Annotated in this window: 27 protein-coding genes; 18 read left to right on the top strand and 9 right to left on the bottom strand. The window is 70.9% G+C overall.

Annotation, left to right across the window (positions count from 1 at the left end):
- Positions 1-205: 205 nt before the first annotated feature.
- A complete protein-coding gene (locus AB4Y83_RS00135; protein WP_442295655.1) occupies positions 206-1,030 on the top strand; it encodes a CPBP family intramembrane glutamic endopeptidase in 825 nt (274 codons plus the stop codon).
- A 116-nt stretch (positions 1,031-1,146) separates the two neighbouring features.
- Here the strand turns inward: AB4Y83_RS00135 and AB4Y83_RS00130 are convergent, their stop codons facing one another.
- Both AB4Y83_RS00130 and AB4Y83_RS00125 read right to left on the bottom strand, forming a co-directional pair.
- Positions 1,147-1,431 carry a hypothetical protein gene (locus tag AB4Y83_RS00130; RefSeq protein ID WP_442295654.1) on the bottom strand — a complete coding sequence of 95 codons (285 nt, stop codon included), beginning with the start codon at positions 1,429-1,431 and terminating at the stop codon, positions 1,147-1,149.
- Positions 1,432-1,563: 132 nt separating this feature from the next.
- Entirely contained in the window at positions 1,564-2,604 is a 1,041-nt protein-coding gene (locus tag AB4Y83_RS00125) for a LysR family transcriptional regulator (RefSeq protein ID WP_442295653.1), read from the bottom strand.
- Positions 2,605-2,841: 237 nt separating this feature from the next.
- On the opposite strand from AB4Y83_RS00125, the gene AB4Y83_RS00120 reads away from it, so the two are divergent.
- Genes AB4Y83_RS00120 through AB4Y83_RS00110 form a run of 3 tightly spaced genes read left to right on the top strand, consistent with a single transcriptional unit; the run spans position 2,842 to position 5,378 of the window.
- Entirely contained in the window at positions 2,842-3,642 is an 801-nt protein-coding gene (locus AB4Y83_RS00120) for an alpha/beta hydrolase (protein ID WP_442295652.1), read from the top strand.
- Positions 3,643-3,644: 2 nt separating this feature from the next.
- The gene (locus AB4Y83_RS00115) at positions 3,645-4,430 is read left to right on the top strand and encodes an SDR family NAD(P)-dependent oxidoreductase (RefSeq protein WP_442274420.1); all 786 of its coding nucleotides are present in this window, start codon (positions 3,645-3,647) and stop codon (positions 4,428-4,430) included.
- Between the two features lie 24 nt (positions 4,431-4,454).
- Positions 4,455-5,378, top strand: coding sequence for an alpha/beta hydrolase (locus AB4Y83_RS00110; RefSeq protein WP_442295651.1), 924 nt, complete (start codon positions 4,455-4,457; stop codon positions 5,376-5,378).
- Positions 5,379-5,454: 76 nt separating this feature from the next.
- On the opposite strand, the gene AB4Y83_RS00105 is transcribed toward AB4Y83_RS00110, so the two are convergent.
- Positions 5,455-6,807, bottom strand: a complete 1,353-nt coding sequence (locus AB4Y83_RS00105; protein ID WP_442295650.1) for a S53 family peptidase — start codon at positions 6,805-6,807, stop codon at positions 5,455-5,457.
- A 149-nt stretch (positions 6,808-6,956) separates the two neighbouring features.
- Between AB4Y83_RS00105 and AB4Y83_RS00100 the strand changes: the two genes are divergently transcribed.
- Positions 6,957-7,472 carry a GNAT family N-acetyltransferase gene (locus AB4Y83_RS00100; protein ID WP_442295649.1) on the top strand — a complete coding sequence of 172 codons (516 nt, stop codon included), beginning with the start codon at positions 6,957-6,959 and terminating at the stop codon, positions 7,470-7,472.
- Here the strand turns inward: AB4Y83_RS00100 and AB4Y83_RS00095 are convergent.
- A complete protein-coding gene (locus AB4Y83_RS00095; protein WP_442295648.1) occupies positions 7,439-8,266 on the bottom strand; it encodes a hypothetical protein in 828 nt (275 codons plus the stop codon). The two genes, AB4Y83_RS00100 and AB4Y83_RS00095, sit on opposite strands and share 34 nt — an antisense overlap.
- Positions 8,267-8,494: 228 nt before the next feature.
- Between AB4Y83_RS00095 and AB4Y83_RS00090 the strand changes: the two genes are divergently transcribed.
- Positions 8,495-8,839 (top strand): MmcQ/YjbR family DNA-binding protein, encoded by a 345-nt coding sequence (locus AB4Y83_RS00090; RefSeq protein ID WP_442295647.1) that lies wholly within the window; start codon positions 8,495-8,497, stop codon positions 8,837-8,839.
- A 9-nt stretch (positions 8,840-8,848) separates the two neighbouring features.
- Here AB4Y83_RS00090 and AB4Y83_RS00085 read toward each other — a convergent pair whose 3' ends face one another.
- On the bottom strand, positions 8,849-9,424 hold the full coding sequence (locus AB4Y83_RS00085; RefSeq protein WP_442295646.1) for a TetR/AcrR family transcriptional regulator: 576 nt from the start codon (positions 9,422-9,424) through the stop codon (positions 8,849-8,851).
- Between the two features lie 161 nt (positions 9,425-9,585).
- On the opposite strand from AB4Y83_RS00085, the gene AB4Y83_RS00080 reads away from it, so the two are divergent.
- From AB4Y83_RS00080 to AB4Y83_RS00060, 5 genes are all read left to right on the top strand, one after another.
- Positions 9,586-10,548, top strand: a complete 963-nt coding sequence (locus AB4Y83_RS00080; RefSeq protein WP_442295645.1) for an alpha/beta hydrolase — start codon at positions 9,586-9,588, stop codon at positions 10,546-10,548.
- A 62-nt stretch (positions 10,549-10,610) separates the two neighbouring features.
- Complete coding sequence (locus AB4Y83_RS00075; RefSeq protein WP_442295644.1) at positions 10,611-10,886, top strand: ferredoxin; 276 nt, start codon at positions 10,611-10,613, stop codon at positions 10,884-10,886.
- Positions 10,887-11,015: 129 nt separating this feature from the next.
- Entirely contained in the window at positions 11,016-11,921 is a 906-nt protein-coding gene (locus AB4Y83_RS00070) for an ROK family protein (RefSeq protein ID WP_442274619.1), read from the top strand.
- Positions 11,918-12,874: a 1-phosphofructokinase family hexose kinase gene (locus tag AB4Y83_RS00065; RefSeq protein WP_442295643.1), complete on the top strand. Its 957-nt coding sequence runs from the start codon at positions 11,918-11,920 to the stop codon at positions 12,872-12,874. The genes AB4Y83_RS00070 and AB4Y83_RS00065 overlap by 4 nt, the downstream gene beginning before the upstream one ends.
- Positions 12,871-13,704, top strand: coding sequence for a class II fructose-bisphosphate aldolase (locus AB4Y83_RS00060; protein WP_442295642.1), 834 nt, complete (start codon positions 12,871-12,873; stop codon positions 13,702-13,704). Before AB4Y83_RS00065 ends, AB4Y83_RS00060 begins: the two co-directional genes overlap by 4 nt.
- A 143-nt stretch (positions 13,705-13,847) precedes the next feature.
- Here the strand turns inward: AB4Y83_RS00060 and AB4Y83_RS00055 are convergent, their stop codons facing one another.
- Positions 13,848-14,747 (bottom strand): SIS domain-containing protein, encoded by a 900-nt coding sequence (locus AB4Y83_RS00055; protein ID WP_056780888.1) that lies wholly within the window; start codon positions 14,745-14,747, stop codon positions 13,848-13,850.
- A gap of 130 nt (positions 14,748-14,877) precedes the next feature.
- Here AB4Y83_RS00055 and AB4Y83_RS00050 point away from each other — a divergent pair, with 130 nt between their 5' ends.
- The 4 genes from AB4Y83_RS00050 (at position 14,878) to AB4Y83_RS00035 (ending at position 19,014) form a co-directional block, all read left to right on the top strand.
- Entirely contained in the window at positions 14,878-15,678 is an 801-nt protein-coding gene (locus tag AB4Y83_RS00050) for a DeoR/GlpR family DNA-binding transcription regulator (protein ID WP_442274410.1), read from the top strand.
- 162 nt (positions 15,679-15,840) lie between these two features.
- Positions 15,841-17,106 carry an extracellular solute-binding protein gene (locus AB4Y83_RS00045; protein WP_235508550.1) on the top strand — a complete coding sequence of 422 codons (1,266 nt, stop codon included), beginning with the start codon at positions 15,841-15,843 and terminating at the stop codon, positions 17,104-17,106.
- A gap of 13 nt (positions 17,107-17,119) precedes the next feature.
- Positions 17,120-18,115 carry a carbohydrate ABC transporter permease gene (locus tag AB4Y83_RS00040; protein ID WP_442295641.1) on the top strand — a complete coding sequence of 332 codons (996 nt, stop codon included), beginning with the start codon at positions 17,120-17,122 and terminating at the stop codon, positions 18,113-18,115.
- A complete protein-coding gene (locus AB4Y83_RS00035) occupies positions 18,112-19,014 on the top strand; it encodes a carbohydrate ABC transporter permease (RefSeq protein WP_442295640.1) in 903 nt (300 codons plus the stop codon). Before AB4Y83_RS00040 ends, AB4Y83_RS00035 begins: the two co-directional genes overlap by 4 nt.
- A 24-nt stretch (positions 19,015-19,038) precedes the next feature.
- Here the strand turns inward: AB4Y83_RS00035 and AB4Y83_RS00030 are convergent, their stop codons facing one another.
- Positions 19,039-20,466 (bottom strand): hypothetical protein, encoded by a 1,428-nt coding sequence (locus AB4Y83_RS00030; RefSeq protein WP_442295639.1) that lies wholly within the window; start codon positions 20,464-20,466, stop codon positions 19,039-19,041.
- Positions 20,467-20,748: 282 nt separating this feature from the next.
- Here AB4Y83_RS00030 and AB4Y83_RS00025 point away from each other — a divergent pair, with 282 nt between their 5' ends.
- Positions 20,749-22,872, top strand: a complete 2,124-nt coding sequence (locus AB4Y83_RS00025; RefSeq protein ID WP_442295638.1) for a hypothetical protein — start codon at positions 20,749-20,751, stop codon at positions 22,870-22,872.
- A 98-nt stretch (positions 22,873-22,970) separates the two neighbouring features.
- Here AB4Y83_RS00025 and AB4Y83_RS00020 read toward each other — a convergent pair whose 3' ends face one another.
- Together AB4Y83_RS00020 and AB4Y83_RS00015 are read right to left on the bottom strand one after the other, a co-directional pair.
- Positions 22,971-23,870 carry a class I SAM-dependent methyltransferase gene (locus tag AB4Y83_RS00020; protein WP_442295637.1) on the bottom strand — a complete coding sequence of 300 codons (900 nt, stop codon included), beginning with the start codon at positions 23,868-23,870 and terminating at the stop codon, positions 22,971-22,973.
- 219 nt (positions 23,871-24,089) lie between these two features.
- A complete protein-coding gene (locus AB4Y83_RS00015; RefSeq protein ID WP_442295636.1) occupies positions 24,090-24,458 on the bottom strand; it encodes a VOC family protein in 369 nt (122 codons plus the stop codon).
- 179 nt (positions 24,459-24,637) lie between these two features.
- Here AB4Y83_RS00015 and AB4Y83_RS00010 point away from each other — a divergent pair, with 179 nt between their 5' ends.
- Together AB4Y83_RS00010 and AB4Y83_RS00005 are read left to right on the top strand one after the other, a co-directional pair.
- Complete coding sequence (locus AB4Y83_RS00010; protein WP_442295635.1) at positions 24,638-25,321, top strand: alpha/beta fold hydrolase; 684 nt, start codon at positions 24,638-24,640, stop codon at positions 25,319-25,321.
- Between the two features lie 299 nt (positions 25,322-25,620).
- Positions 25,621-26,682, top strand: coding sequence for an IS110 family transposase (locus AB4Y83_RS00005; protein ID WP_442295634.1), 1,062 nt, complete (start codon positions 25,621-25,623; stop codon positions 26,680-26,682).
- The last annotated feature ends 20 nt before the right edge of the window (positions 26,683-26,702 follow it).

The raw sequence follows: 26,702 nt of genomic DNA, 5'->3' as shown, positions 1-26,702 counted from the left end.
ACGATAGAGCGACAGGGGCGCCGACGTGTCGGTAAACGCCCCGGGATGTCTGACGGGATGTCTGACGCGCTCTCCGGCGCCGGACGTGGCCGTGGGGTCGTCTGGGGCGCCTGTGAACCGGGTGGCGGGCGGTGTCGCCGGCCCGTTTCAGCACAGGTCTCGCACAGGTTGACGTGCGAAAATCGAGGCAATGAGAAGCCCAGTCGTGAGCCCCGTTTCCGCCGTCGCATCCCCGACCGACGGCGTCGTCAAGACTTCTCCCGAGGCGCTGCACGACCGTGGTCACGACCCGGTGCGGCGGCGTCGACTGGCGCTCATCGCCCGCGGTCGTCGCGCCCGGCTGGCCGCCACGGTGGCCGTCGTCTTCGCCCTCGCCGGCGTCAACGTGGCCAACCACGTGCTCGGCTGGGACACGATGTGGCTCGGCCCGGTCGGTGCCGTCGCCCTTCTGGCGTTCGCCCGGTGGCAGGGCCTGTCCTGGCACCAGCTGGGCCTCGCGCGGCACACCCACGCCCGCGGCATCCGCTGGGGACTCGGCGTCATCGCGGTCGTCGGGCTCGTCTACCTCGTCGGCATCCTGCTCCCGATGACGCGCACGGCCTTCCTCGACGCGCGCTACCACCTGCCCCCGGCCGGTGCGCTGCTCACGGCCTTCGTCATGATCCCCGTCGGCACGATCCTGCTCGAGGAGGTCGCCTTCCGCTCCGTGCTCTGGGGCTTCCTCTCCCGGCACGCCCGGATGTGGCAGGTGCTCGCCGGGTCGTCCCTGCTCTTCGGCCTCTGGCACATCTTCCCCGCCATGGCCTCGGCCACCGGCAACGAGGCGATCGGCTCCGCCGTGTCCGGGCTGGGCCCCTTCGCCAAGGCCGCCGTCGTCGGCGGCACCGTGCTCTTCACGGCGCTCGGTGGAGTCCTCGCCGGCGAGCTGCGCCGGCGCAGCGGCAGCCTCTTCGCGAGCGTCGGCATGCACTGGGCGACGAACTCGCTCGGTGTGCTCTTCGGCGTCCTCGCCTGGCGTCTCGCCGCCTGACGCACCGGGTCACCCGCTCACCGGTGCGGGCTGCACTCAGGGGTGCGCGCTCGGACGATGAGTGCGTCGTGCAGCGTGCACCACTGACGAGGGCGCGCACCGCTGGACGCGTGCGCTCAGGCGCCGCCGACCGCCCCGGCGACCTGCGGGACGTACGTCTGCTCGGCGATCTCGTCACCGCACTGCGAGCAGCACCATCCGGTCTCGCGCTTGAGGTAGCTGTGTCCGGCCGCGCGGCAGGCCCGGCCCGGGCCGGCGTCGTCCCAACGCGGCCCGGCGCCCGTCGGCCGCCCGACGCGGACGTAGGCCGTGGCGAAGAGGGAGCCGACGAGGATGGTGAGAAGAGCGAGGGGCCAAGCCGCAGCCAGGGAGGCTGCTCCGTCGACGATGACCGAGTTCATGTCGCGAACTCTCGTCGTCGTGGTGCAAGACACCGTCGGACACACCGGCAAGAACTCCGCAAGAACGGCGCAAGCCGCAGCACGGCAGACGGAGGTCCGCGTCTGGGAGGAGACCTGGGTCCGGGATCTGGGTCAGGGGCCCGGCGCCATCTCCGCTGCCGCGCCCGTCGCCGGACCCGTCCCGTGCCCGCCCGGGTCGGCTGTGAGGACCTCCGCCCAGGCAGGGTCGTCCTCCGGCAACCAGGCAGGGGCGTGTCTGCCGTCCCGCCCTGAGGCCAGCCAGCCGAGGTCCTCGGCCGCGCCGACCGAGACCTCGATGAGACGAGTCGTCGTCGCGTCCACGTCGTCCGCGCGCCAGGCGAGCGACCACGGATAGTACGGCTGGATCTCGTCGGGCCAGGACATGTGCAGCCCCTCGGCGACGTACTTCTCCGCGTAGCTGAGGAACTCGAGGTAGTGGATGCTGTCGGGTGCCCATCGAACGTGCGAGAGGCAGTGACTGAAGGCGCCCGGTGTTCCGAGCCACTGCATCGTGAGACCGAGTCGTTGCTCCAGGGCGGTCAGGTACTGACCGTGCGCGTTGTAGGTTCCGGAGCTGGGCGGGTCCCCGAAGACGTGCAACGGCCGTTCGCCGAACGACACCCGCCCCTGGTGCCCATCCTCGTGTCGGCCCACGAGCACGAGGGGTTCGAGGCGCAGGAGCCGGTGGCGCCAGCCGGTGGGGTGTGCGACCTTCATCCGCGGCGTGACGCGCAGGATGGCGACGTCGAGCCGGCCCTGCAGGAGCGCGTTGAGCTGGGTGACGCTGTCCATGGCGTGCTCTCGCAGGGGGATCCCCGGCTCGGCGAGCCTGAAGGCGTCGGCGACGACCTGGCTCGTGGACAGCTCGAACACATGGGCGATGCTCACCCCCTCGGGTCGGGTCCGTGCGGACATCGAGTCCGCCAGCGCCAGGAGCCGACGGGCGTCCACGAGGAACCGCTCCCCTCGCGTCGTCAGGGTCACATGCCGGCTGTCCCGCACGAAGAGGGGCTCGCCGAGCTGGTCCTCGAGCTTGCGGATCTGCTTGGAGAGGGCCGGCTGGCTCACGTAGAGCCGTGCCGCTGCACGACCGAAGTGCAGCTCGTCGGCGACCGCCACGAAGTAGCGCACCAGTCGAAGCTCCAGGTCCATGCCGACGCCTCCGTGGAGGCCGTGGACTGGATGGGCGTAGCGGGGTGTCGGTCTCCGTCGCCCACGCTATCGAGCCGGCCGCTGCCGGAGGGGATCTCGCGGCTATCGATCCGTTCGGAACGGGTCTTGGACGTGTGGCGACGGCTGCGACAAGACTCGGAACCGTCGCCGTCCCCTGCGACACCCCGTGGACGGCCAGGAGGTCGCCCAGCCCGCATCTCTTTCGGAGGCACCCTCATGCAGCCAGCCCCGCGCCCCGTCGTCTTCATCCACGGACTGTGGCTCCACAGCACCAGCTGGACCCCGTGGGTCGAGCTCTTCGCGCGGTCGGGCTACTCGCCCTCCGCGCCCGGGTGGCCCCACGAGCCCGAGACCGTGTCCGAGGCGCGAGAGCAGCCGGAGGCCGTCGCCGGGCTGGGCATCGACGACGTGACGGACCACTACGCGTCCCTCTGCGACGGCTCCTCGGAGCCGCCCGTCGTCATCGGCCACTCGTTCGGCGGCCTGATCGCCGAGAAGCTGCTCGGCCAGGGGAAGGCGGCCGCAGCAGTCGCCATCGACCCTGCGCAGATCAAGGGCGTCCTGCCGCTGCCGCTCGCCCAGCTGCGCGCCGGACTGCCCGCACTGGGCAACCCGGCCAACCGCAACCGGGCGGTCTCGCTGACGGGGAAGGAGTTCCGCTACGGCTTCGGCAACGCCGTGAGCGAGGAGGAGTCGGACGCCCTCTACGAGCGGTGGAGCATCCCCTCCCCCGCGAAGCCCCTGTACCAGGCGGCGGCCGCCAACTTCTCGCTCCACTCCGAGGCCGAGGTCGACACTCGCAACACCACGCGCGGACCGCTCCTGCTCATCTCCGGGCTGGAGGACCACACGGTGCCCGACGCCGTCACCCGATCGACGCTGAAGCAGTACCGTCACTCCACCGCTGTCACCGAGCTGCGTCAGTTCGAGGGTCGGGGCCATTCGCTGACGATCGACAACGGATGGAGCGAGATCGCCGAGGCCGTGCTGGCGTGGCTGCGCGAGCAGGGACTCTGACCATGGATCTGGGGCTGGCCGGGCAGGTCGCCATCGTCACCGGCGCGAGCAAGGGGATCGGGCTCGCCATCACGCAGGTGCTGGCCGACGAGGGAGTCACCGTGGTGGCCGGCGCGCGCGAGAGCTCGCCCGAGCTCGAGGCGCTGACTCGCACGGGAACGGTGGACTACGTCGCCGTCGACCTCGGTCAACCGGACGGGGTGGCCCATCTCGTCGACGCCGCAGCCGGACACGGGCGTCTCGACGTCCTCGTCAACAACGTCGGAGCGGTGACCCCGCGCCTGGACGGCTTCGCCGCCGTGACGGACGACCAGTGGGCCACCAGCTACACGCTCAACCTCATGGCCGCAGTGCGCACCACCCGCGCCGCCCTGCCGATGATGCTGGCTCGTGGCCGGGGTGCCATCGTCTGCACGAGCTCGGTCAACGCCGTCCTCGCCGACCCGGGCGTCATCGACTACAGCGCGGCCAAGGCGGCCTTGCGCAGCTTCTGCAAGTCCCTCTCGAAGGAGCTGGGCCCGAAGGGGATCCGGGTCAACACCGTGAGCCCCGGGCCGGTGTCCACCGACCTGTGGCTCGGCGCCGGAGGTGTCGCTGCCGCGGTGTCCGCACGGCAGGGCACGGACCCCTCCGCCGTCGCCGCCGCAGCGGCCCGTGAGTCCGCCACCGGTCGCTTCACCCGGCCCGGCGAGGTGGCCAACCTGGTCGCCTTCCTGGCCAGCGACGTCGCCGGAAACATCACCGGAGCCGACGTCGCCATCGACGGCGGCCTCATCACCACGACCTGAGCATCCGAGCCCGAGGAGAACCACATGTACGGCAACCGGTCCGGCACCGAGACCACCCCACCGACAGCTGCGCCGCCCGACCACCTCCGAGAGACCGCCCGGACGAGGAGCAGACGCAGTGCCGGGAACGTCCAGCGGTCCTCCTGGCTGACCGGTGTCGTGGTGGCCGTTCTCGCCGCGCTCGTCGCCCTCCTCGCCGGTTCCCCGGCCCTGGCCGCCCCGACCTCTTCCGAGTCGCCGCGATCCGTCTCGACGCGGCCGACCATCGTGCTGGTGCACGGCGCCTTCGCGGGTGCGTCCTCGTGGGACGAGGTCTCGTCCGCCCTGGGGAAGGACGGCTACCGCACGGTCGCAGTGTCACTGCCACTTTCCGGCACGGTCGCCGACATCGCGACCGTCAGGGCGGCATTGGACGCGGTCGCCGGTCCCAAGGTCGTGGTCGGGCACTCCTACGGCGGGTTCGTCATCTCCGACGCGACTGCCGGGCGCGGCGACGTGACCGCGCTGGTCTACACGGCAGCGTTCGTCCCCGCGGCCGGGGAGAGCATCATCGGACTGGGTGCGGGCTACGCGCCGGCCGCGTTCCTCGCGCCCGGTCACCTCACCTTCGACAGCGCAGGTCGCGCGACGATCACGTCGACGAGCTTCCGCGACGACTTCGCACAGGACCTGAGCCCCCGGCTCGCAGCCACCCTGGACCGTGCCCAGACGCCCACGGACCTCAGCATCCTGTTCGCGCCCTCCGGAGACGTGGCCTGGCCCACCATCCCGTCCTGGTATGCCGTCTCCGGCGCCGACCGGGTCATCGACCCGGCGCTGCAGCGCTACATGGCTGCCCGGGCCGGCGCGACCACGGTCACCTTCGACGATGCAAGTCACGCCGGCGGGTTCACGCACTACTCCGCCCGGTTCACCAAGCTCGTGGAGCAGGCCGCCACGAGGCCCTGACGGCCGTGGCCACCCAGCGGGGTGCTGGGTGGCCACGACACGGCATACGTGATCTGACGGGATTGGAGGGGACAGGTCAGTGGATGAGCTGCCCCACGAGGTTCGAGACGTCCGGTGAGCCGAGGCCCGTCGGGTCGTCGTAGCCGACCTTCGCGTCGAGGCCTGGCCCGTGCCAGGCGTTGTTGCCCGACGTCACGTCGTGGAAGGCGAGCGCGTGCGTCGCCCCGGTGCCGATCGCGTAGAGCGCCGGGTTGAGGGCGCCCAGACGGTGACCGGCCTGCTGGTCGGCGAGGGCGCCGATCGCGGCCCACTGCGGCGAGCCGGAGCTCGTGCCGCCGTAGAAGTAGAAACCGTTGTCGTCCGGGTTGGCGTTGAAGCCCTCGTAGACGAAGACCGACGTGTAGACCGATGCGTTGTAGGACACGTCCGACGTCGTGCGCATCGCGTTGCCGTTGACGCCGGCCTGGTAGGCGGGCACCGGGAAGACCGTGCTCGGGGCGCCGCCCGTCGCGCCGATCGGGCCGAGCATGCAGCCGAACGGCTGGTGCACGGCGCACGACGCCTCGTCGCCCCACACCGTCTCGCCCTGGTAGGCGCCGGTGTCGCTCGCGAAGAGGTTCGTGCCGCCGACCGCCGTGACGAGCGGGTCGGAGGCCGGGTAGCCGGCCGCGAGGGCCGGGCCGCCGTTCGAGGCGCCGTCGTCCCCCGAGGAGGCGAAGAGCGAGATCCCCTTGGCGGCGGCCGCCGCGAAGTTCGCGTGCGACTGCTGGAGCTGGAGGTTGTTGCCCTTGCCCTTGATCGCGGCCTCGTCGGCGCCGTAGCTCATCGACAGGACGTCGCCGAGGTCGTGGTCGACGGCGTACTTCACGGCGACGTTGAGCGCGTTGCCGTAGTTGTTCGGCGCGACGACGAGGTTGATCGTCGCGTCGGGTGCGATGGCGTGTGCCCACTGGACGTCGAGGCTCGTCTCCCCCGCCCAGCTGAGTGGCTGGCCCCGGTGGGCCGTGCTCGTCTGCGGAGCACCTCCGGGGTAGTAGACGTTGAGGTCGGCCTTGGGCAGGCCGAACGTCTGGCTGAAGACGTCGAGGTCCGCACGGACCGTCGGGCTGCCGTAGGCGTCGACGACGACGATGCGCTGTCCCTTGCCGGTCCACCCGTCGGGGATGTCGTACGCCTTCCGGATGAGGGCCGGCGTGTAACAGGCGAGCCCGATCCTGGCCACGCACTGCGACGGTGTCGGCAGCGCGCCCGGCTTCGTGCCCGTGGAGAACTGCTTCGTCAGTGGGTGGACGGTGTAGACGATGTCGCTGCCGTCCGTGCCGGCGGCCGACGCCGCCGACCCGGCGGCGAAGGTCGTGCCGAGCGCGAGGGCGCTCGCGGCGAGCCCGACCCCCACGACGGTCCTGGTGCGCGTGGTGTGTGTGCGCATGCTGCCCCTTCCCTGTAGCCCCCGAGGTGGCTCGCTCGAGCCGTCTCGGAACGTAGGTGCGGTTTCTGCGAACCGGCTGGGTGCCCCCTGCCGGTCACATGGGAGACATCTCGGACGACGGTCGGCCCGCGGCTGCGACACTGGCGCGCATGGACGGCTTCACGATCCGGGCAGTGCGCCCGGACGACTACGAACGGCTCGGCGAGCTGACGGCCGCGGCCTACCTCGACGACGGGCTGCTCGACTACGGCGACGCGGACCCCTACCTCGCCGTGCTCCGCGATGTCGGGCGTCGGGCCGAGCACGCCGACGTCCTCGTGGCGGTCGACGACGCGGGCACGGTCCTCGGCGGCGTGGCCTTCGTCGGAGCTCCCGGCCCGTTCGCCGACGTCGCGCGCGAGGGTGAGGCCGAGTTCCGCACGCTCGCCGTCGCGCCCGAGGGCCGCGGCCGTGGCATCGGGACGGCCCTCGTCCGCGAGTGCATCGACCGGTCGCGGGCCCTCGGACGGCGCCGCGTCGTGCTCTCGACCCAGCCGATGATGCACGCCGCCCACCGCGTCTACGAGCGCTTCGGCTTCACCCGCGCCCCCGAGCGCGACTGGTCACCGATCGCCACGCTGACCCTGCTCGTCTACGAGCTCGAGCTCGAGCCCGCCCGGGACTGAGCGTCGGCCGCCGACCGGGTGATGAGGTCGCGGACGGCCGCGACGATCGTCGGGTCCAGCTCGACGTGGGCCTCGAGCAGGCGCAGGAGCGTGGTCGCCGCGTGGACGTTGCGCTCGTAGCCGGGCACGAGGTCGGCCAGCGGCAGCAGGTCCGGGCCGAAGCGACGCTCGACACCGCGGTCGACGACGAAGACATCCTGCTGCGCGCCGTGCCCGAGCCCCAGGTGGCCGAGCACCGTGACCCAGCGGTCGACGGCATACCCCTGGATGAAGCGGGTCGCGGTCAGGCGCTCGCCGCGCAGGTCGCGGTGCAGCCCGACGTAGAGGTTGGTGATGGCCTCGCCGACCTCGTGCTCGAGCGAGGGCGGCTGCGGCAGTGGGGCCGTGGGGACCTCGAGGCCGGCGGGTGCGTCGGCGCGGCTCCAGTGGATGCGGCCCGGCGGGTAGCCGGCGGTCGCCATGTCGGCGAGGGCGAAGACGGCGTACTCGGCGAAGAGGTCGCCCTCGAGGAGCGCCTTGCGGCCGAGGTCGCTGTTCTCGAACGACCACACGACCGGGTGCGCGGCCTCGAGCCAGTCGATGTCGGCGATGTAGCGGTCGCGGGTGGCCGCGTCGTCGACGACGACGAAGAAGTCCGCGTCGGAGTGCTCGTCGAGGCGGTGCAGGTCGCGACCGACCGAGCCCAGACCGAGCAGGGCGACGGCGTCGCCGCGGCGGTCGAGCTCGGCGCCGAGGCGGTCGAGGAAGGCGAGCAGGCGTTGCGGGACGGTGGGCGGGGTGGGGTTGGACGGCATACGTCGTCTCCTTGTCGGTGTGTCAGGGAGTCGACGTTTCAGCCCGCCCGGCCCGGGGGCCGTCGAGGTCGCGACAGGGGCAGGGTATGCCGTCGCGTGCGTCCGCGGAAGGGGTCGGGCGGGGTGCCGGGCCGGGTGCCGGGCGAGGGGGGTAGGGGAGCGAGCGGTCCCTCGGAGTCAGAGGCTTCGGACGGCGTGTCGCTCCGGCGTGCATGGCAGGGTGGAGGGGTGCCCGTGACCATCGACGACGTGCGGCGCGTGGCCGAGCGGCTCCCCCGTTCGTACGAGGTGCTCGTCCGCGACCGCGTGAAGTTCCGTGTCGGCAAGATCGTGTGGCTCGCGTTCTCCGCCGACGAGACGCAGATGGGGTTCGCCTTCCCCAAGGAGGAGCGCGACGTGCTCGTCGCGAGCGAGCCCGACGTCTTCCTCATGCCGCGCCGGTCCGACCTCCGCTTCAACTGGGTCGAGGTGCGCCTCGACGCGCTCGACGTCGACCGGATGCGCGAGATCGTCATCGACGCCTGGCGTCTCGTCGTGCCCAAGACCGTGGCGCTCGCCCGCGCCGGCGACTGAGCCGGACCCTCAGGCGTCGAGCCCGGCGACCTGACGCGCCGTCGCGACGAACGCCGGGGCCGTGACCTCGACCCCGTCGAGATAACCCCCGACGAGCGCGGCGTCGCGGAGCAGGACGAGCGCCGCCGCCGAGGCCTCGGGGTCGGGCAGCCCTGCGGCGCGGGCCAGCTCGGACAGGGACTGTCGGAGCCAGGTCCGGTGTGCGGTGACGATGCGCCGCACCGCGCTGTCGGCGTCGGGGAACTCCGCCGCCGCGTTGACGAAGGGGCAGCCGCGCGTGTGATAGCTCGTGATGTCGAGCGCGATGGTGTCGATGATCCGGCCGAGCAGCTCCGTCGGGGTGCCGCCGTCGGCCTCGGCGTCGGCGAAGTAGCCGCGCAGCGTGGCGTCCTCGGACTCGAGGTAGGCCACGACGAGCGCCTCCTTGCCGGCGAAGTGGCGGTACATCGTGGCGCGGGTGACGCCGGCCTCCTCGAGGATGCGATCGACGCCGACGCCCTTGATGCCCTCGCGGTAGAAGAGCCGGGAGGCGGCGGCGAGCAGGCGCTCGCGGCCGGGGGTCCGCGTCGTCGTCGGCTCGTCCACGTCGCCACGCTAACGCAGGTGCTCGACCGGCTAGTGCGGTCCGTGAGCCGGGGCGAAACCGGTGCGCCCGACCTCTGGCGCACACCGACGGGAATGGCTACTGTAGAACGATCGTTCTGCCTGCTGGACCCATCCGCCCCCTCACCGCACGGGAGAACACCATGAGCACCACGCCACCCGCCACGCCCGCCGCCACCTCCGTCATCACCGCCACCGAGCGCGCCCAGGTCGAGGCCGCCAACGCGAGCGGCCGCCAGCCCGTCGTCTTCGTCCACGGCCTGTGGCTGCTCCCGAGCAGCTGGGACGCGTGGCGCGAGCACTTCGAGTCCCTCGGCTACGCCACGCTCGCCCCCGGCTGGCCCGACGACCCCGAGACCGTCGAGGAGGCCCGCGCCCACCCAGAGGTCTTCGCCGGCAAGACCGTCGGCCAGGTCACTGACCACGTCGCCGACGTCATCCGCCTGCTCGACCGCGAGCCGGTCGTCATCGGTCACTCCTTCGGTGGCCTCATCACCCAGAAGCTCGCCGGTCAGGGTCTCGCCCGAGCCTCCGTCGCCGTCGACCCCGCGCCCTTCCGCGGCGTGCTGCCCCTCCCCGTCTCGGCGCTGCGCGCGAGCTCTCCCGTGCTCACCAACCCGGCCAACTACAACCGGCACGTCTCGTTGACCTTCGACCAGTACCGCTACGCCTTCGCCAACGCCGTCAGCGCCGAGGAGGCCGCCGACCTCTATCGCACGTATCCCGTCGCGGCGCCGGGCCGCCCGCTCTTCCAGGCCGCCACGGCGAACCTCAACCCGCGCACCGAGGCCAGCGTCGACACCGACAACCCCGACCGCGGCCCGCTCCTCGTCATCAGCGGCGAGAAGGACCACATCGTGCCGTGGGCCATCGCGCACGCCTCCTACAAGCGTCAGCTGAAGAACCCCGCCCCCACCGAGATCATCGAGATCCCGGGGCGTGGGCACTCGCTCGTCGTCGACAGCGGCTGGCGAGAGGTCGCCGACGCCGCCGCCGCCTTCCTCGCCCGCCACGGCGCCGGGCCCGACGCAGCCCCGGAAGCAGCCCCGGAAGCAGCACCGGACGCAGCACCGGACGCAGCACCAGACGCAGCCCCTGACGCCTGAGGCCCCGCGCGGTCAGCCGATCCGGTAGGCCGCGGACGCGCGCGGACCCCCGAAGAGGACCGATGTCCACGCTCACTGACGTGCCCGCAGAGCGCGCGACCCAGGACGGAGCCGACCACACGCGCCGACGCCTCGGGCTCGTCCGCGAGCGGCGCCTGGCCGTCGACCGTGTCGCCTGCTCGGGGCACGGCGTCTGCGCGCAGCTGCTCGCGGGGGTGACCCTCGACGAGTGGGGCTACCCGGTCGTCGCGGGCGACCGCGTCGTCGGCGACGACGGCAGGGCGGCGGCCGACACGGCGGTGAAGCTGTGCCCGGCCCGGGCCCTCTACCTGCGGTGAGCGACTTCGCGAGCGGCGCAGGGCTGCGAGTGGCAGGCTGTGCGGCGTGCCCGCGCTGCGACTCAAGTGTCCAAATGTGCTCGATCAGGTGTTCAACCGTGCAGTAATGCTCATAGAATGCGCGTCGTGATGCGCGAAGCAGTGGTCGGGATCGACGTCGGCGGCACCCGGATCAAGTCGGCCCTCGTGACCCCCGACGGCCAGGTGCTCGCCGAGGCCGTCCGCCCGACGCCGGACAAGGTCGGCGACCAGCTCGGCGAGGTCGCCGCCGAGGCCGTCGTCGAGCTGACGGCCCGCGTCGACGAGGCCGTCGACCTGCTCGCCGTCGGGGTGGCCGTGCCCGGGCTCGTCGACGACGTGACCGGCATCGGGGTGTGGTCGGCCAACCTCGGCTGGCGCGACCTCGACCTGCGCGGCAGCGTCGCCGCCCACGTCGACGTGCCCGTCGCCATCGGCCACGACGTGCGCTCGGGGCTGCTCGCCGAGCACCGCCTCGGAGCCGCGCGCGAGGCCGACAACGTGCTCTTCGTGCCGCTCGGCACGGGTCTCGCGAGTGCCATCCTCTGCCGGGGCCAGCTCGTCACCGGCTCGCTGTGGACCGGCGAGATCGGCCACATCGTCGTCGTGCCCGACGGCCCGCTCTGCGCGTGCGGACAGCGCGGCTGCCTCGAGGCGCTCTCGAGCGCCGGCGCCATCGGGCGCCGCTGGTCCGAGGCGACCGGGCTCGTCGGTGACGCCGAGGAGGTCGCCCGCCGCGCCGAGGCCGGGGAGCCCGAGGCCCGACGCATCTGGCAGGAGGCCATCGACGCGCTCGCCATCATGGTCGCCCCTGTCGTGGCAGCCGCCGGCACCGAGCTCGTCCTCATCGGCGGCGGGCTCGTCCACGCCGGCGACACCCTGCTCCAGCCCTTGCGCACAGCCCTCACGGCCCGCCTCGGTGGTCGCGACGACGTCGCCGTCCGCGGCGCCGCCCTCGGCGACCGCGCCGGCTCGCTCGGCGCCGCGACCATCGCCCTGGACCTCGTCGGTCGATGATCGTCACCTTCACGCCCAACCCGGCGCTCGACATCACGTATGCCGTCCCCTTCGTCGCGCTCGGCGAGACCCACCGCGTCGCCTCTGTCAGCGAGCGTGCCGGCGGCAAGGGGCTCAACGTCGCTGCGGTGCTGACGTCGATGGGCTGCCGGTCCGTCGCGGTGGCGCCCGTCGGCGAGATGGACCTCGACCTCTTCGCCTCCGACCTCGGGGCCCGCCGGGTGCCGCACCGGCTCGTCCCGTCACCCTGCCCCACGCGCCGGTCGGTCGCTGTCGTCGAGGCGAGCGGCCGGGTGACCCTGCTCAACGAGCCCGGCATCGGGCAGTCGCAGCGGGTGTGGGACCGCGTCGCCGACGAGATCGAAGCGCTCGCCCCTGAGGCGTCGACACTGACGGTGTCGGGCAGCTTCCCGCCGGGCACCGCCCCCGACCTCGTCCGCCGGGTCACCCGCCTGGCCCACGAGGCCGGTCTCCGCGTCGTCCTCGACGTCAGCGGCGCTCCCCTGTCGCGCGCCCTCGCCATGCGGCCTGACCTCGTCAAGCCCAATCGGGTCGAGGCAGCCCAGACCCTCACCGGGCTGGGCCGCGGCGAGGTGCCGTCCGTGCCCGGGGCCGCCCGCGCGCTCGTGGCGGCCGGCGCCCGTGCCGCGATCATCAGCGACGGCACGAACGGCCTCGTCCTCGTCCACGACGACGTCGCCCTCCGGGCCCACCTGCCACGCCCGCTCTCGGGCAACCCGACCGGCGCGGGTGACGCCCTGACGGCCTCGCTCGCGGCCGACCTCGACGGCGACGGCGACCTGCCGGAGGGTCCCGAGGCGTGGGCCTCGGTCCTGCGTCGCGGCGTCGCCTGGTCGGCCGCGGCGGTGCTCCAACCCGTCGCCGGCGCCGTCGACCCGGCCGACGTCACCCGTCTGCTCCCCACCGTCGAGATCGAGGAGATCCGTCTGTGACCCGCTCAGCCCTGACGCCCCTGCTCGCCGAGGCGTCAGCCGCCGGCCGTGCCGTGGCGGCCTTCAACGTCATCCAGCTCGAGCACGCCGAGGCCTACGCCGCGGCGGCCGAGCGCGTCGGGCTACCCGTCGTCATGCAGATCTCCGAGAACTGCGTGCGCTACCACGGCGCGCTCGCACCGATCGCGGCGGCGACGCTCGCCATCGCGGACGCGTGTGCGCAGCCCGTCGTCGTCCACCTCGACCACGCGGAGGACGTCTCGCTCGTCGAGGAGGCGGTCCGGCTCGGGCTGACGTCGGTGATGTTCGACGGCTCGACGCTGCCCGACGACGAGAACCGCGCCGTGACCCGTCGTGTCGTCGAGCTCTGCCGCGCGGCCGGGGTCAGCGTCGAGGCCGAGCTCGGGGAGGTCGGCGGCAAGGACGGCGTCCATGCGCCGGGCGTGCGCACCGACCCGGACGACGCGGCCCGGTTCGTCGCCGACACGGGCGTCAATGCGCTCGCGGTGGCCGTGGGCAGCAGCCACGCGATGACCGACCGCACGGCGCAGCTCGACACGGATCTCATTGCGGCACTGCGCCGCTCGGTGCCGGTGCCGCTCGTGCTGCACGGCTCGTCCGGGGTGCCCGACGAGGGGCTCGTGGCCGCGGTGCGGGCCGGGATGACCAAGGTCAACATCGCGACGCACCTCAACCAGGTCTTCACGCGGGCGATGACCGAGCGGCTCGAGGCGTCGCCGACGGTCGACACGAGGAAGTACCTCGGCGCCGCCCGCGACGCCGTCACCGACGAGGCCGCCCGCCTGATGCAGCTCCTAGCCCTCCACTAACCGTCGAAAGGCCACGTCTGGCCGCTCGTCAAACCGTCGAGAGGCCAAAGCTCGCGGGTGGGCGCACGTCGAAAGGCCAAAGTGCGTCGCGAACTTTGGCCTCTCGAGTCGCCGAGACCCGCAGACTTTGGCCTCTCGACGTGTCAGGTGAGGACGATGCTTCTCGTGAGGTTGCGGGGCGCGTCGGGGTCGAGGCCGGCGGCGTCGGCCTTGCCGAGGCACAGCCGGTGCAGGCGCACGAGGTCGGCGAGCGGGTCGATGTCGCGGTGCTCGAAGTGGGCCCCGGTCGCGCGCACCTGCTCGGGCAGCCCCTCCGGCACCTCACCGAAGGCCCACACGGCCCGCCCCGGCGCCGCGATGCTGATCGGTCCGTGGCGGTACTCCATCGCCGGGTAGGACTCCGACCAGAACTGTGCCGACTCGCGCAGCTTGAGCGCGGCCTCGTTGGCGATGCCGTTGGACCAGCCGCGCCCGAGGAAGGTGACCTGCTCCGCCAGCGCGAGGTGGCCGTATGCCGCCGACGCGTCCTCCGCGAGGACGGCTCGGGCCTGCTCGGCCACCGGACCCAGGTCGTCGCCGAGCGAGGCGCGCAGCAGCGCGAGGGTCGTCGTGGCGAAGCGGGTCTGCACGACGCTCTGCTCGTCGACGTCGTCGAGCAGCACCGTCGCGTCGGAGCGCTCGGCCACCGGGGTGCCGGCCGTCGCGACGATCGACACGTGCGGCGTGCCCGAGGCGCGCAGCTCCTCGACGACGGCCATGACCTCGGTCGTCGTGCCGGAGCGGCTGATGAGGACGACACGGTCGTAGCCGCGCGCGAGCTGGTGCTCGGAGGCGGCATACGCGTCGGTGGGGCCCTGGCCGAGCGCCTCGCGGCGGGCGGCATACGCCTGTCCCATGAACCACGAGGTGCCGCACCCGATCGTCGCGACCCGCTCACCGGGGCGCGGGAGGTGCCGCGCGACGTCGTCGAGGCGCGTGACGACGCGCTCCCAGTCGTCCGGCTGCGTGGCGATCTCCTGGGCGAGGTGCGTGGTCTGCGGCATGGTGGCTCCCGACGGTTCGACGGTCACACGGCTCTCGCCGTGACGATGGTGATTGTGTTTGCGCGAAACACAGCGTAAACGCGCAGAGATGCACATGTCCATTGCTCGAACTGCGCGGTATCGTCAGCGCGTGACCGAAGAGAGCGATCTCGCCCGCAACCGCGCCAGTCGTTGGTCGATCATGCTCGACCGCCTCGCCACGACCGGCCGCCTCGGCGTCGGCGAGGCTGCCGAGCTGCTCGGCGTCAGCGAGGCCACCATCCGGCGAGACTTCTCCGAGCTCGCCAAGCGACAGCTCGTGGCCCGCAACCACGGTGGCGTCGTCGCGACGTCGGTCGCCTACGAGCTGCCCTACCGCTACCGCAGCAGCATGGCCGACGACGACCGGACGCGGATCGCCGAGGCGGCGGCCGCGCTCGTCCTGCCCGGCCAGGTCATCGGCCTCAACGGCGGCACGACGACGACCGCGACGTCACGGGCCATCACGGCGCGAGAGGACCTCGCGGCCGACGGCGAGATCACGATCGTCACCAACGCCCTCAACATCGCGACCGAGGCGGTGCTCCGGCCGCACGTCCAGTGCGTCTCGCTCGGCGGGGTCGCGCGGCCCGAGTCCTACGAGGTGACCGGCCCACTCGCGACCCTCGTGCTCCAGCAGCTGTGGCTCGACGTCGCCATCGTCGGCGTCAACGGGCTGTCGGCCCGCGAGGGCGCCACGTGCCGGCACGAGGAGGAGGCCGCCATCATCCGCACGATGATCGAACGGTCGAAACAGGTCATCTGCGTCGCCACGGGTGACAAACTCGGAGTGCGGACCTTCGCCTCGATCTGTCCCGCCGAGCGCATCGACCACCTCGTCACTACGGTGGGCGCTGACCGCGACGAGGTGGACGCGCTGCGCGAGGCCGGTGTCGAGATTCACCAGGTCTGACCGAGCGACGCCCCCTTGCGTGATTGTGATCGAATTGATGAACATCCAGTCAGAATTGCTCTTGCGGATGGCAAAGACGCCCCTCTAGGTTGGCCTAATTGTGTGACCGGGTCGGCGCGTGATCACGTTGCCACCACGTCCGGCACCGAACCAAGGAGAGACATGAGGTCGACGAAGCAGTCTGTGGTCGTCGCGGGGCTGGCCATCGCAGGCCTCGCCCTCGGCGCATGCGGCGGAGGGACAGGTGCCGGTACGGCACCGGGGGGCACGGCCGGCGGCACCGCCGAGGAGGCCAAGACGATCAAGCTCGTCGCGGCCGAGTACTCCAAGGACCACACGAAGGCGTTCTGGGACGCCTTCGCCAAGACGTACCACGAGAAGACCGGATACACCCTCGAGGTGCAGGTCGTCAGCTGGGACAACATCGACCAGCAGTCATCGACGATGATCCAGAACAACCAGGCCCCCGACATCCTCAACCTCAACGCGTACGCCAGCTACGCGAAGGACGGCCTGCTCTACGACTCCGACGCGGTGCTCCCGGCCGTCGTCAAGGACGACATCCTCGACACGTTCGTCAAGTACGGCACCTACCAGGGCAAGTTCTACGGCTTCCCCGACCTGTCCTCGGCCCGCGCCTTCTTCTACAACAAGACGCTCTTCCAGCAGGCCGGCATCGCCGCGCCGCCGAAGACGTGGACCGAGCTCGAGGCCGACGCCAAGAAGATCACCGCCCTCGGTGGCGGCAAGGTCGGCTACGCCCTCCCGCTCGGCCCCGAGGAGGCTCAGGGCGAGTTCTCCATGTGGCTGTTCAACAACGGCGGTGACTGGAAGACCGACGGCAACTGGGTCATCAACTCCGACAAGAACGTCGCGACCCTCGACTTCCTCAAGAAGCTCGCCGACGAGAAGGTCACGCAGAACAACCCGGCCCGCACCAACCGCGCCGACGCCTTCGACCTGTTCAAGTCCGGCACCGCCGGCATGGTCATCGGCTTCAGCCCGCTCGCGGCCGACCTCGACAAGGACAAGAAGGTCGACTACGCCGTCGCGCCGTTCCCGTCCAACGACGGGACCGAGAGCAAGACCTTCGGTGTCACCGACTACCTCATGGCCTTCAAGAAGCCGGGCAACGAGAAGGCGGTCAAGGCCTTCTACAACCTCTACTACACCCCCGACCAGGTCAACACCTTCATCAAGGCCGAGGGCTTCCTCCCGGTCACGAAGTCGGGCGTCGCGTACTTCTCCAACGAGAAGGCGCTGCAGGTCTACCTCAACACGCTGCCCAACGCGAAGCTCACGCCGACCGACGACCCCACGTGGGACAAGGTCAAGCTCGCCGTCCAGCAGAACCTCGGTGGCGCCATGAACGGCTCCCCGAAGGCCACCCTCGACGGTCTGCAGCGGACCGCCGAGAGCGGCGGCTGAGGCACCAGCCCCGATGAGCGACAGCACCACGGTGTCCCCCGATCCCGCCCCCGTGGCGGGGTCGGGGGACCGTCGTTCGCGTATGCCGTCCCGCGCCGGTCGTCGGCGCCGTGCGGGACGCATCGGCCAGGTCCACCCCCTCGTCGCGCTGCTGTGGCTCGCGCCGGCTCTCGCGCTCATCCTCGGCGTCGTGCTCTACCCGGCGATCAAGCTCTTCGACGCCTCGCGCGGCGAGTACTCCATCACCGGGCTGCGCAAGGGTGACGCGGGCTGGGACAACTACGTCAAGGTGCTCGAGCACCCCGACCTCGGCACCGTGCTGCGCAACACCGTCGTATGGGTCGTCGCGGTCGTGGCGATCACGATCGTCCTGAGCCTCGCGCTCGCGCAGTTCCTCGTGAAGAGCTTCCCGGGACGACGCTTCGTCCGGTGGGCCGTCATCATCCCGTGGGCCGCCTCGCTCGTCATCACGAGCCAGCTCTTCGTCCTGCTCTACGACTACAACTACGGGATCATCAACCACATCCTCCTGAGCCTGCACGTCATCGGCACGCCCATCGACTTCCTCGGTGACGACAGCTGGACGATGTTCTCGATGGTGGTCGTCGGCGTCTTCGTGTCGCTGCCCTTCACGATCTTCGTCTTCATCGCCGGCCTCGGTGCGATCCCGGACGACGTCATGGAGGCGGCCACCGTCGACGGCGCGAGCCCGTGGCAGCGCTACTGGAACATCACGCTCCCGCTGATGCGCCCGGCGCTCATGATCGCGACGGTGCTCAACGTCATCTACGTCTTCAACAGCTTCCCGATCATCTACACCCTCAACGACCGCAACCCCGGCTACCTGCACGACACGACGATCACGTTCGTGTACAAGCTGGCCTTCAAGAGCCAGGAGCACGACGTGGGCATGTCGGCAGCCGCGGGCATCTTCAACGTCCTGCTGATCCTCGTCGTCGTCGGCATCTACCTCAAGATCATCAACTGGCGCGAGGAGACGAGCCGATGAGCACGACGACGGCCCCCGCGCCGAGCGCTGCGGGCACGCCTGCGCCGCAAGGCGAGCCCACGGCATACAACCGGGATCCCAAGCGGCGCAAGCGGATCCTCATGGCGATCGGTGGCGCGCTGGTCGCGTTCGTCTTCATCGCGCCCTACCTCGTCATGGTGCTCGACTCGCTGCGCACGAGCAGCGACGTCAAGAGCACGCCGCCGAGCATCCTGCCGAAGGTCTGGCAGTGGGACACCTACGCCCAGATCCTCGGCGACGAGCGGTTCCTCAACTGGCTCAAGACCTCGCTCATCGTCGCGACCGGCTCGACGGTGATCGTCATCCTCGTCGCGATCCCCGCGGCCTTCATGACGGCCCGGCACCGTTTCCCGGGGCGCGGTCTCTTCCTGCTGCTCGTGCTCGTGACCCAGATGTTCGCGCCCACCTCGCTCGTCGTCGGCCTCTACCGGCAGTTCTTCGAGCTCAACATGATCAACACCTACGGCGCCCTCATCCTCACGAACGCGGCGTTCAACCTCGCCTTCGCGATCTGGATCCTGCACGGCTTCTTCTCCTCGATCCCGCTCGAGGTCGAGGAGGCGGCGGCCCTCGACGGCGCGAGCCGGTGGCAGATCCTGCGCCGGGTCATGCTGCCGCTGACGCTGCCGGGCCTCGTCACCGCGACGATCTTCACGTTCATCGCGGCGTGGAACGAGTACGTCGTGGCCCTGACGCTCATGATCGACGACGACAAGAAGCCGCTGACCGTCGGCATGCGGGCCTACATCACCGGCTACGAGCAGCACTGGGACCAGCTCTTCGCGGCGTCGGTCATCGCCGTCGTGCCGGTCGTCATCCTCTTCGCGATCATCGAGAAGCACCTCGTCGGCGGCCTCACGGCGGGGTCCGTCAAGTAGTCGACGCGTCCCCGCCGGCCGGTCTCAGATCCAGGCCGGTGGGGGCGGGACGACGACGCCGACGACCGTCCCGAGGTCGGCGACCTGGGTCCCGGCTGCCTTGATGCGCACGCACTCCGCGGGCGCGCACCACCGCGGCACGACCCCGCCCTGGGCCTGGCGCACCATCATCCGCAGCGTGCCGGCCATGATCGAGCCCTTGCTCGTGGCTCGCTGCGCCGGGTCCTGGTAGAGCACGACGGGGCGGCGGGTGCCCGACGGCCCCGGCGCGGTCGCGCGGTCGACGAGGGCGGCATACTCGCTCCGGGTCTGTTGGTGGGCGCCGATGTCGGCCCGCCACGTCAGGACGCCGAAGACCGTGAGCGCGGCGAGGCAGGCGATCCCGATGCGGGGCGACCACCCGACGCCACCGAGCAGCAGGGCCGCCGGGACGAGGACGGCCATCCACGCCCAGAGCTCGCCGCGCGGGTCGGTGACGACGCCGGTGACCACGGTCTGCGCTGCGCTCAGCGCGACGACGACGGCGAGCCCGACCACCAGACGCAGCAGCAACGGCCGGACCGTGCGGTCGAGCCACGCGGCGACGACGGCGACGATCCCGACGAGGGCGGCGATCCACAGCGCCGACCCGAGGCGGAGCACCTCGCGCGCGAACCGGCCGGCGTTGACCCGCAGGGTGTGCAGGTCGTGGAGCGGGTTGGGGTGTCGCCACGCGGCGATCTTGAGTCCGAGGTGCCCGAAGAAGATGCCGTTGAGGCCGTAGATGACGGCGACGCCCACGGCGTACGCCACGACGTAGCCACCGGCGAGCAGCAGCACGTCCTTCCACGGGCGGGCGCGCATCTGGACGACGGCAGCGAGGAAGAGGACGACGCCCACCGGCGGGTAGGTCAGAGTCGTCAGGACGGTGGCGAGCAGGAGCCACAGCGCGAACCTCGGTCGCGTGCGCGAGGCCCACGGCAGCGTCCACACCGCGGTGGCCGCGATGAGGACGGACGGCGTCAGGGTCCCGGGCCAGTAGAGCAGCTGCACCCAGAGCGCCGACGCGAAGACCGTGAGGCCGAGGAGCGCGTCGACCGCCCAGTGCAGCTCGCGATCGACCGGACGCAGCACGCGCCACAGGCCCGCGACGAAGACGACGTATGCCGTCACGTACGTCAGCGACGCCGTGAGCGGGGCGCTGTGCTGGCCGATGCCGACCCACCAGGCCCAGTTGAGCCAGCGGCCCTCGGAGAGGTTCTTGGCGTAGACGTTCGACGCGAAGGGGGTGTGCGGCGGCAGAAGGAATGGCCAGTCGTCGCGGCGGATGAAGGGCACGACGGCCTGGGACACGGCGTCGGTCAGCACGACCGCGAGGACGAGCACGGCGGCGACGACGAGCCATCGGGGCGGCAGCCAGCCCGGTCGGGCGGTGCGTGCGGTGCCGGTGGCAGCCGCGGTCGGTGCCGTCATGGTGCGGACCCCTTCACGGGAGGGAGGAGCGGTGCCTCCACGGTACGCAGGTGCGGTGGACGAACCGGGGCGTCTGCGGGCTCTGCCCAGCGACTTCCCAGCGGACTCACCGCACGTCAGCTCGATCGCGCTCCGAGTCGAGCCACGGCGCCTCGACCGTTGGGGCTACGGTGCCGCTGGAACGTGTGGCGGTTTGTCCGTCCGCGCCGGCCGGCGCGGTTAGCATGAGCCCGCCGCGGCGGTCGTGCCGGTGGCGCCCTTCGCCGAACAGGACCCACCGCCATGCGCCTTCTTGCGCGCGCCACCGCCGTCGCGGCGACTCTGACGATGTCCGCGACGCTCGCCGTCACACCGGCAACCGCCGATCCGGTGCCCGCGGAGCTGTCGGCGCAGATCACGTCGCCGGTCCCCGGCGTCGACGTCCTGTCCGGCCAGCAGTCGGTCGTCGTCCATGTCACCGCAGCATCGGGCGTGACTCCCACCGCTGCGACGGTTGCTGTCACCGCCCTCAACGACGCGACACGGTCACGCACGGGCACCAGCGACGTCCCCACGACCTGCGCCCCCGAGTGTGACGTCACCGTCGTGGTCGACACGGTCTCGTGGATCGACCCGGGCTCGGACCCCCTCGCCGGCGAGACGAGCCTGCCCGACGGCTACGCGACGATGGAGGCCACGGTCGACGGGACCACGGAGTCCGGATCGACCGTGCGTGCCTCCTCGTCCAGCGAGCTGATGCAGGTCGGCAACGCGCGCCCGCAGCTGTGGCCCGGCATGCAGGACCAGTACACGCGCCTGCCGGTCGTCGGCACCGACCCGATTCAGGTCTCCGCCTACGTGAGCCCGTACGGGGCCGGCGTCGACCGGCTCGAGGCCACCCTGTTCGGCCCCGACGTGCGCTGGCGCGGTTCCTTCCCGGGCACGCTTCTGGACGCCCAGCACCAGTCCCTCGTCACCGGGAGCATCCCGACGACCGGACTCACGACCGGGCACTACACGCTGCGCTTCGTGGCGTTCGACAGTGCGGGCAAGCCGTCGGACATCGTCACCCGCGAGGTCACCTACTACTCCGGGCCGGAGGCGCGCACGGACAGGCTCGTCCCCCGAACGCCCACCCAGGCCAACGGCTGGACCGGTGGGGTGGCCGAGGTCACCGTGAGTGTGGGTCCGGACTGGTCGCCGTTCGCACCGAAGCGAGTCGACGTGTACCTCGACGGGAACACCGCGTCGCCGGCCGGCACCGTCAAGTCCTTCCCCTGGGCCGACTACTGCTCCGTCAGCCCGGAGGGCTACTCGGTCTGCCCGTCGACGATCAAGGTCAAGGTGCCGCTCATTACTCCGACCGTCACCGGCGGCATCTGGGACTACGAACAGCCGCTCGCGGCGGGTGCTCACGCGGTGTCGGTCGTCTACACGGAGACGACCGGACCGCAGGACTGGCAGGGAAACTCGCGGACCGCAACTGCCACGTCGACCACCTCCGTCGCGGCGGCCGGTGTGACGGCGACGACGACGGTCAACGGGCCGGTCGTGCAGAACGCGTCCGGGACGCTCGCGTTCACGCTGACCTCTCGCGCCGGAGCGGCCACGCCGGCTCCGCAGATCCGGTCGTGGAAGGCTGCCCCCACCGGTGCCGCGACTCTCGCATCGGGCACCTGCAGCTCTTCGTGCCTCGCCGTGACCGGGACGATCCAGCTGAAGTCCCTGCCCGGGAGCTACCCGGGACTGGTCCCGGACTTCCACGTCGTCCCCGTGACGCTGACCTTCACCGACAGCGACGGGGTGACCCGCACCAAGACGGTGAACATCGGGGTCGACCCCGCTGTCCGGACAGCCCTGAGTGTGCCCACGACAGGAACGTCGGGTGCGACGGCATACGTGACGATGAGCGTGCAGCAGCTGAACAACGAGATGCTCCCGGGGGTGCCCGTCGCCCTGCAGACGCGGACGGCCGGGTCCACGACCTGGCGGACCGTCACGTCGACGCGGACGACGTCCACGGGCAGCGTGCGAGTCCCGGTGGTGCTGAAGTACAACGCCTACTGGCGCACGGTGGTCGCGGCCCGGCCAGGCTGGAACGGCTCGGCCACGTCTGCGCAGCTCTACAGCAAGGTCGCGGCGAAGGTCACCGCAGCAGGCGTACCCACGACGGGGGTCGCCGGCCGGATCTACCCTGTCAAGGCGACTCTCTACCCGGTGAGTGCCGGTCGACGGGTCTCGGTACAGGTCAGGGCCTCGGGCACAGCGACGTGGCGAACCGTCACGAGACCTGCCACGAACACGCTCGGTCAGGTCTCGGCCGGCGTGAAGTATGCACGCGGCACGTGGCAGGTGCGCGTCGTCGCTGATGCGACCACCGCCAGCGCGTCCGGCACGTCGAAGATCCTGACGATCAAGGTCAGCTGACGAGGGCTCGGGACCGGCGTGGCCTCCACGGCAGGAGGGGCCGACAAACCGGGCCTTGGGGGTCCGCCCAGCGACCTCCCGGCGGACTCGCCGCTTTGTCAGATGGCTCGCGTTCTGGCACGAGCAACGGCGACTCGACCGTTGGCGAGCGACCCGGCACTGCCGTACGGGGTGTCGTAGCGAGCCGTGCTCGCGAGGAGGTTGACATCGCTGTTGACGGCCCAGCCGCGCTCGGACAGGAGCCGGGCGATCTGTCGCTCGGACCACAGGGACCGCCAGGGCTCGCCGGCCAAGGGTGACGAGGCACCCGACAGGCGGGAGGCCAGTCCGGCCACGCGCCGCCCGACCTGTGCCGACACCGAGCGTGACTGGTACTGCGCGACAAGGACGCTGCCCGTGGCGGAGACTTCGGTGAGGGCGTCGACGGTGGCCGTGACCTGCGCGCGCGAGAGGTAGGGAATGACGCCTTCCCAGATCCACACCGTAGGCCGGAGCGGGTCGTGCCCGGCGGCGGCCAACCGCGGACCGAGCGGCTCGTGGGTCAGATCGACGGCGGCGAAGCGCAGGTCGCAGAGCGGCGAGGAAAGGGGCTCGGCACGCCGGCGCAGGTCGGCCTGGGATGCCGGGTGGTCCACTGAGAACACCGTGATCCCCCGCAAGGCGGCCAGGCGCCACGGCCGGCCGTCGAGCCCGGCCCCCAGAAGGACGACCTGCCAGTTCCCGCTCTGCGCGAGCGTCCTGCTCACCGCGGCGTCGATGAGCACGGTGCGCGGCGCCATCACCGCGGCGCAGGCGCTGACCGACTGCACCGCCAGCCGTTCGCGACCGTCGTCGGGGAGCTCACCGCTCCGGGCCAGCCGGACGGGCTTGAGCTCCGCATCAGACAACAGCCGCTCGGCGACGGGGTCGGCGAACGGCTCGACCCCGGCTCGCCCGTCGGCCACAGCACGGCCCTGACAGACGAAGACCGCCGTCCGACTCGGTTGTCCCGGTTCCACGCTCCGACCCTACGACGGCTGCCTGGCGGCCCTGCGCCGCGGAGCTTCGCCTGCGGTGGCAGCGCTGCTCGTGCCGACGCCGAGCCAGTGACGAGCCCACGTTCCGGTGCTTCCGGTGCTTCCGGTGCACCCGGAAGTCGTGGACCGACCGTGTCCAGGCGCGTCAGGGTCTCGCCCCGATCACACCGGCGTCGGCGCGGCGCTCGGGTCGCAGAATGCTCAGGACTGCAGGGAGAGGTTGTTGCCGTCGGGGTCGTGGAACCAGGCGATCCGGGCGCCGTCGGGTGCGGTCCAGATAGCGCGGTCGTCTTGGGCCATGCCGTCGTAGCGGTTGAAGGTGACGCCGGCCGCGGTGAGCCGGTCTATCTCGCCGTCCAGGTCGGCGACGATCCACCCCAGAACCGTGTAGGGCGCCGTGCGGACCTCCTCCACCGCTGTGATGCGAAGCTGGCCGGTGGGCGTGTCGTGGACCAACGCAAACGGTCGCGCGTCGACGAGATCGAGGCCGAGAACGCCACCGTAGAACCGCTCGGCGGCATCCAGGTCGCTGACGCCGACGAATCCGACCTGCTTCACATGTGCGAACACTCATCTGCTCCTTCCCGACGCGCGAATCATGGTGGAGCGTCCAGGAAACAGTTGCACCACCCGGGGATCAAGCGCCAGCGTTCAACTGCCACTCATTGCGGCATGCCCGCCACAGGCGGCGGTTGGACGCAGTCGTGCGACGGTCACGCGAAGACCTATGGGTCTAGTTACAGTCAGGTGTGCCTACCTTCGTTCTCATTCCGGGAGCAGGCGGGTCGGCGTGGGTCTGGAGTCGAGTCGCGAGGTTCCTGTTCGAGGCCGGGCACGAAGTGATCGCGGTCGATCTGCCCGGCGACGACGAAGCCGCCGGCCTGCACCGCTACGCAGAGCTGGTGGTGGACGCGGTCGGTTCACGCTCGGACGTCGTGCTCGTCGCGGGGTCGCTCGGAGGCTTCACCGTGCCGCTCGTCTGCGAGCGGGTGCCCGTCCGTGAGGTGGTGCTGGTCAACGCGATGATCCCTGATCCGGGCGATACGGCGCTCGACTGGTGGGCGCACACCGGGGCGTTCGAAGCCCAAGAGGAGGCAGCCCGCGCTGGTGGCTACGGTCCCTTCGACGTAGCGACGTACTTTCTGCACGATGTCGATCCCGAGGTCGCCGCCGAAGGTGAGCCGTATCAGCGCGCCGAGGCCGACGTCGGGTTTGAATCGGTGTGTGACTTCACGGCCTGGCCAGCGGTCAAGATCCGTGTCCTCGTGGGCGCTGACGACCGTTTCTTCCCGGTTGGCTTGCAGCGCCGGATCGCTCGCGACCGTCTGGGCGTCGAGGTCGACGTCCTTCCGGGTGGGCACTTGCTGCCACTCGTACAGCCTCGGTCGGTGGCCGACTACGTGCTGCAGACAACCCGCTCTGGCGACTTCTGATGAGTCCGTCGCGTGCGCTACCGGCGAGCCCTCGGCGGTAAGACTGTGAGGATCGCCAAGGCAGCCTGAAGGTGCTGGGCTGTGGTTGGTGACCGCGAGTGTGACCCCCGGAAAGACTGGCTTCGTGCCTTGTTGCGACCTGTCCGCTCGTGGTCACCGGTCCCGGCCCGGTTGGAGGAGCTGGCCTGATCAGGAGCTTGACCATCTGGCGTTAGAGGCGCCGGATGTGTCTCATCACAGTCCTGCCGAGCCTCCGTCCCGGACCGGAACCACGTCCCGTCCGGCGAAGGAGAGAACGCATGAACAGTCTGACCGATCTGCGCGAGGTGGTCGATGTCGTCATCGGCGTCGATACCCACGTCCACACCCACTCCGCGGCGGTGGTTGATGCTGCGACTGGTGGTGTCCTCGACGAGATCACCGTCGAGGCGACAGCGGAGGGCTATGCCGAGCTGGTGGAGTTCGCCAACAACCACGCGACGTTGCGGGCTTGGGCGATCGAGGGGACCGGCGGTCATGGCGCCGGTCTGAGTCGTCACCTGCTGGAAATGTCGGAGATCGTCATCGAGTTGGATCGTCCGAAGCGTGCTGCGCGTCGCAACGGCGCGAAGACCGATCCGCTCGATGCGATCCGCGCTGCGCGTGAAGCGATGGCTCGACCGCGGTTGGGAACTCCTCGCACCGGGGGCGAACGCCAAGCACTGTCAGTGCTTTTGGCTGCTCGCCGCTCCGCGATCAATGCGTCCACCGAGGCGCAGCAGCAGGTCTTCGCCCTGGTCATCGCAGCACCCGAACCCATCCGCGTTAGGTTCCGCGGCCAGAAGCTTGCCGCGATGCTCAACACCGCCGCCAACCTGCGAGTGCACGCCTCCTGGGACACCGAGACGGCCAGCACCGTGGTGGCGCTGCGGACCTTGGCTCGTCGCGCGCACGCGATGCTGAAGGAGGCACGGGCGCTGCAGAAGGCGATCGTGGCCATCATCCGCAGCTGGCGTCCTGACCTGCTCGAGCAGTTCGGCGTCGGTCCGATTGTGGCTGCCACGGTGTTGTGCGCCTGGTCCCACCCCGGCCGTGTTCACTCCGAGGCGGCGTTCGCGATGCTCGCCGGCGTCGCACCGATCCCGGCGAACAGTGGCCAAGTCACCACCCGATATCGGCTCAACCGGTACGGCGATCGCCAGCTCAACAACGCACTGCACACCGTGGTCCAGAGCCGGATCCAGTACCAGTCAGCCACCCGCGACTACGTCGCTCGCCGTACTGCCGAAGGCAAGACCGGCCGAGAGATCAAACGCTGCCTAGCCCGCTACGTCGCCCGCGACCTCTATCGCCTACTCGAAAACACCACGACAGGTGCTTGACGAAGCATAGGAGCGTCGCA

It is taken from the genome of Terrabacter sp. RAF57 (assembly GCF_052113925.1).
Lineage (GTDB): Bacteria > Actinomycetota > Actinomycetes > Actinomycetales > Dermatophilaceae > Terrabacter.
This window is presented reverse-complemented; position numbering and strand designations above follow the sequence as displayed.

What these genes read in the sequence shown, in the direction of transcription:
- AB4Y83_RS00130 (WP_442295654.1), bottom strand. Translation starts at nt 1,431, where the DNA reads ATGAACTCGGTCATCGTCGACGGAGCAGCCTCCCTGGCTGCGGCTTGG.
- AB4Y83_RS00125 (WP_442295653.1), bottom strand. Translation starts at nt 2,604, where the DNA reads ATGGACCTGGAGCTTCGACTGGTGCGCTACTTCGTGGCGGTCGCCGAC.
- AB4Y83_RS00120 (WP_442295652.1), top strand. Translation starts at nt 2,842, where the DNA reads ATGCAGCCAGCCCCGCGCCCCGTCGTCTTCATCCACGGACTGTGGCTC.
- AB4Y83_RS00115 (WP_442274420.1), top strand. Translation starts at nt 3,645, where the DNA reads ATGGATCTGGGGCTGGCCGGGCAGGTCGCCATCGTCACCGGCGCGAGC.
- AB4Y83_RS00110 (WP_442295651.1), top strand. Translation starts at nt 4,455, where the DNA reads ATGTACGGCAACCGGTCCGGCACCGAGACCACCCCACCGACAGCTGCG.
- AB4Y83_RS00105 (WP_442295650.1), bottom strand. Translation starts at nt 6,807, where the DNA reads ATGCGCACACACACCACGCGCACCAGGACCGTCGTGGGGGTCGGGCTC.
- AB4Y83_RS00100 (WP_442295649.1), top strand. Translation starts at nt 6,957, where the DNA reads ATGGACGGCTTCACGATCCGGGCAGTGCGCCCGGACGACTACGAACGG.
- AB4Y83_RS00095 (WP_442295648.1), bottom strand. Translation starts at nt 8,266, where the DNA reads ATGCCGTCCAACCCCACCCCGCCCACCGTCCCGCAACGCCTGCTCGCC.
- AB4Y83_RS00080 (WP_442295645.1), top strand. Translation starts at nt 9,586, where the DNA reads ATGAGCACCACGCCACCCGCCACGCCCGCCGCCACCTCCGTCATCACC.
- AB4Y83_RS00075 (WP_442295644.1), top strand. Translation starts at nt 10,611, where the DNA reads ATGTCCACGCTCACTGACGTGCCCGCAGAGCGCGCGACCCAGGACGGA.
- AB4Y83_RS00070 (WP_442274619.1), top strand. Translation starts at nt 11,016, where the DNA reads ATGCGCGAAGCAGTGGTCGGGATCGACGTCGGCGGCACCCGGATCAAG.
- AB4Y83_RS00065 (WP_442295643.1), top strand. Translation starts at nt 11,918, where the DNA reads ATGATCGTCACCTTCACGCCCAACCCGGCGCTCGACATCACGTATGCC.
- AB4Y83_RS00055 (WP_056780888.1), bottom strand. Translation starts at nt 14,747, where the DNA reads ATGCCGCAGACCACGCACCTCGCCCAGGAGATCGCCACGCAGCCGGAC.
- AB4Y83_RS00045 (WP_235508550.1), top strand. Translation starts at nt 15,841, where the DNA reads ATGAGGTCGACGAAGCAGTCTGTGGTCGTCGCGGGGCTGGCCATCGCA.
- AB4Y83_RS00040 (WP_442295641.1), top strand. Translation starts at nt 17,120, where the DNA reads ATGAGCGACAGCACCACGGTGTCCCCCGATCCCGCCCCCGTGGCGGGG.
- AB4Y83_RS00035 (WP_442295640.1), top strand. Translation starts at nt 18,112, where the DNA reads ATGAGCACGACGACGGCCCCCGCGCCGAGCGCTGCGGGCACGCCTGCG.
- AB4Y83_RS00030 (WP_442295639.1), bottom strand. Translation starts at nt 20,466, where the DNA reads ATGACGGCACCGACCGCGGCTGCCACCGGCACCGCACGCACCGCCCGA.
- AB4Y83_RS00025 (WP_442295638.1), top strand. Translation starts at nt 20,749, where the DNA reads ATGCGCCTTCTTGCGCGCGCCACCGCCGTCGCGGCGACTCTGACGATG.
- AB4Y83_RS00005 (WP_442295634.1), top strand. Translation starts at nt 25,621, where the DNA reads ATGAACAGTCTGACCGATCTGCGCGAGGTGGTCGATGTCGTCATCGGC.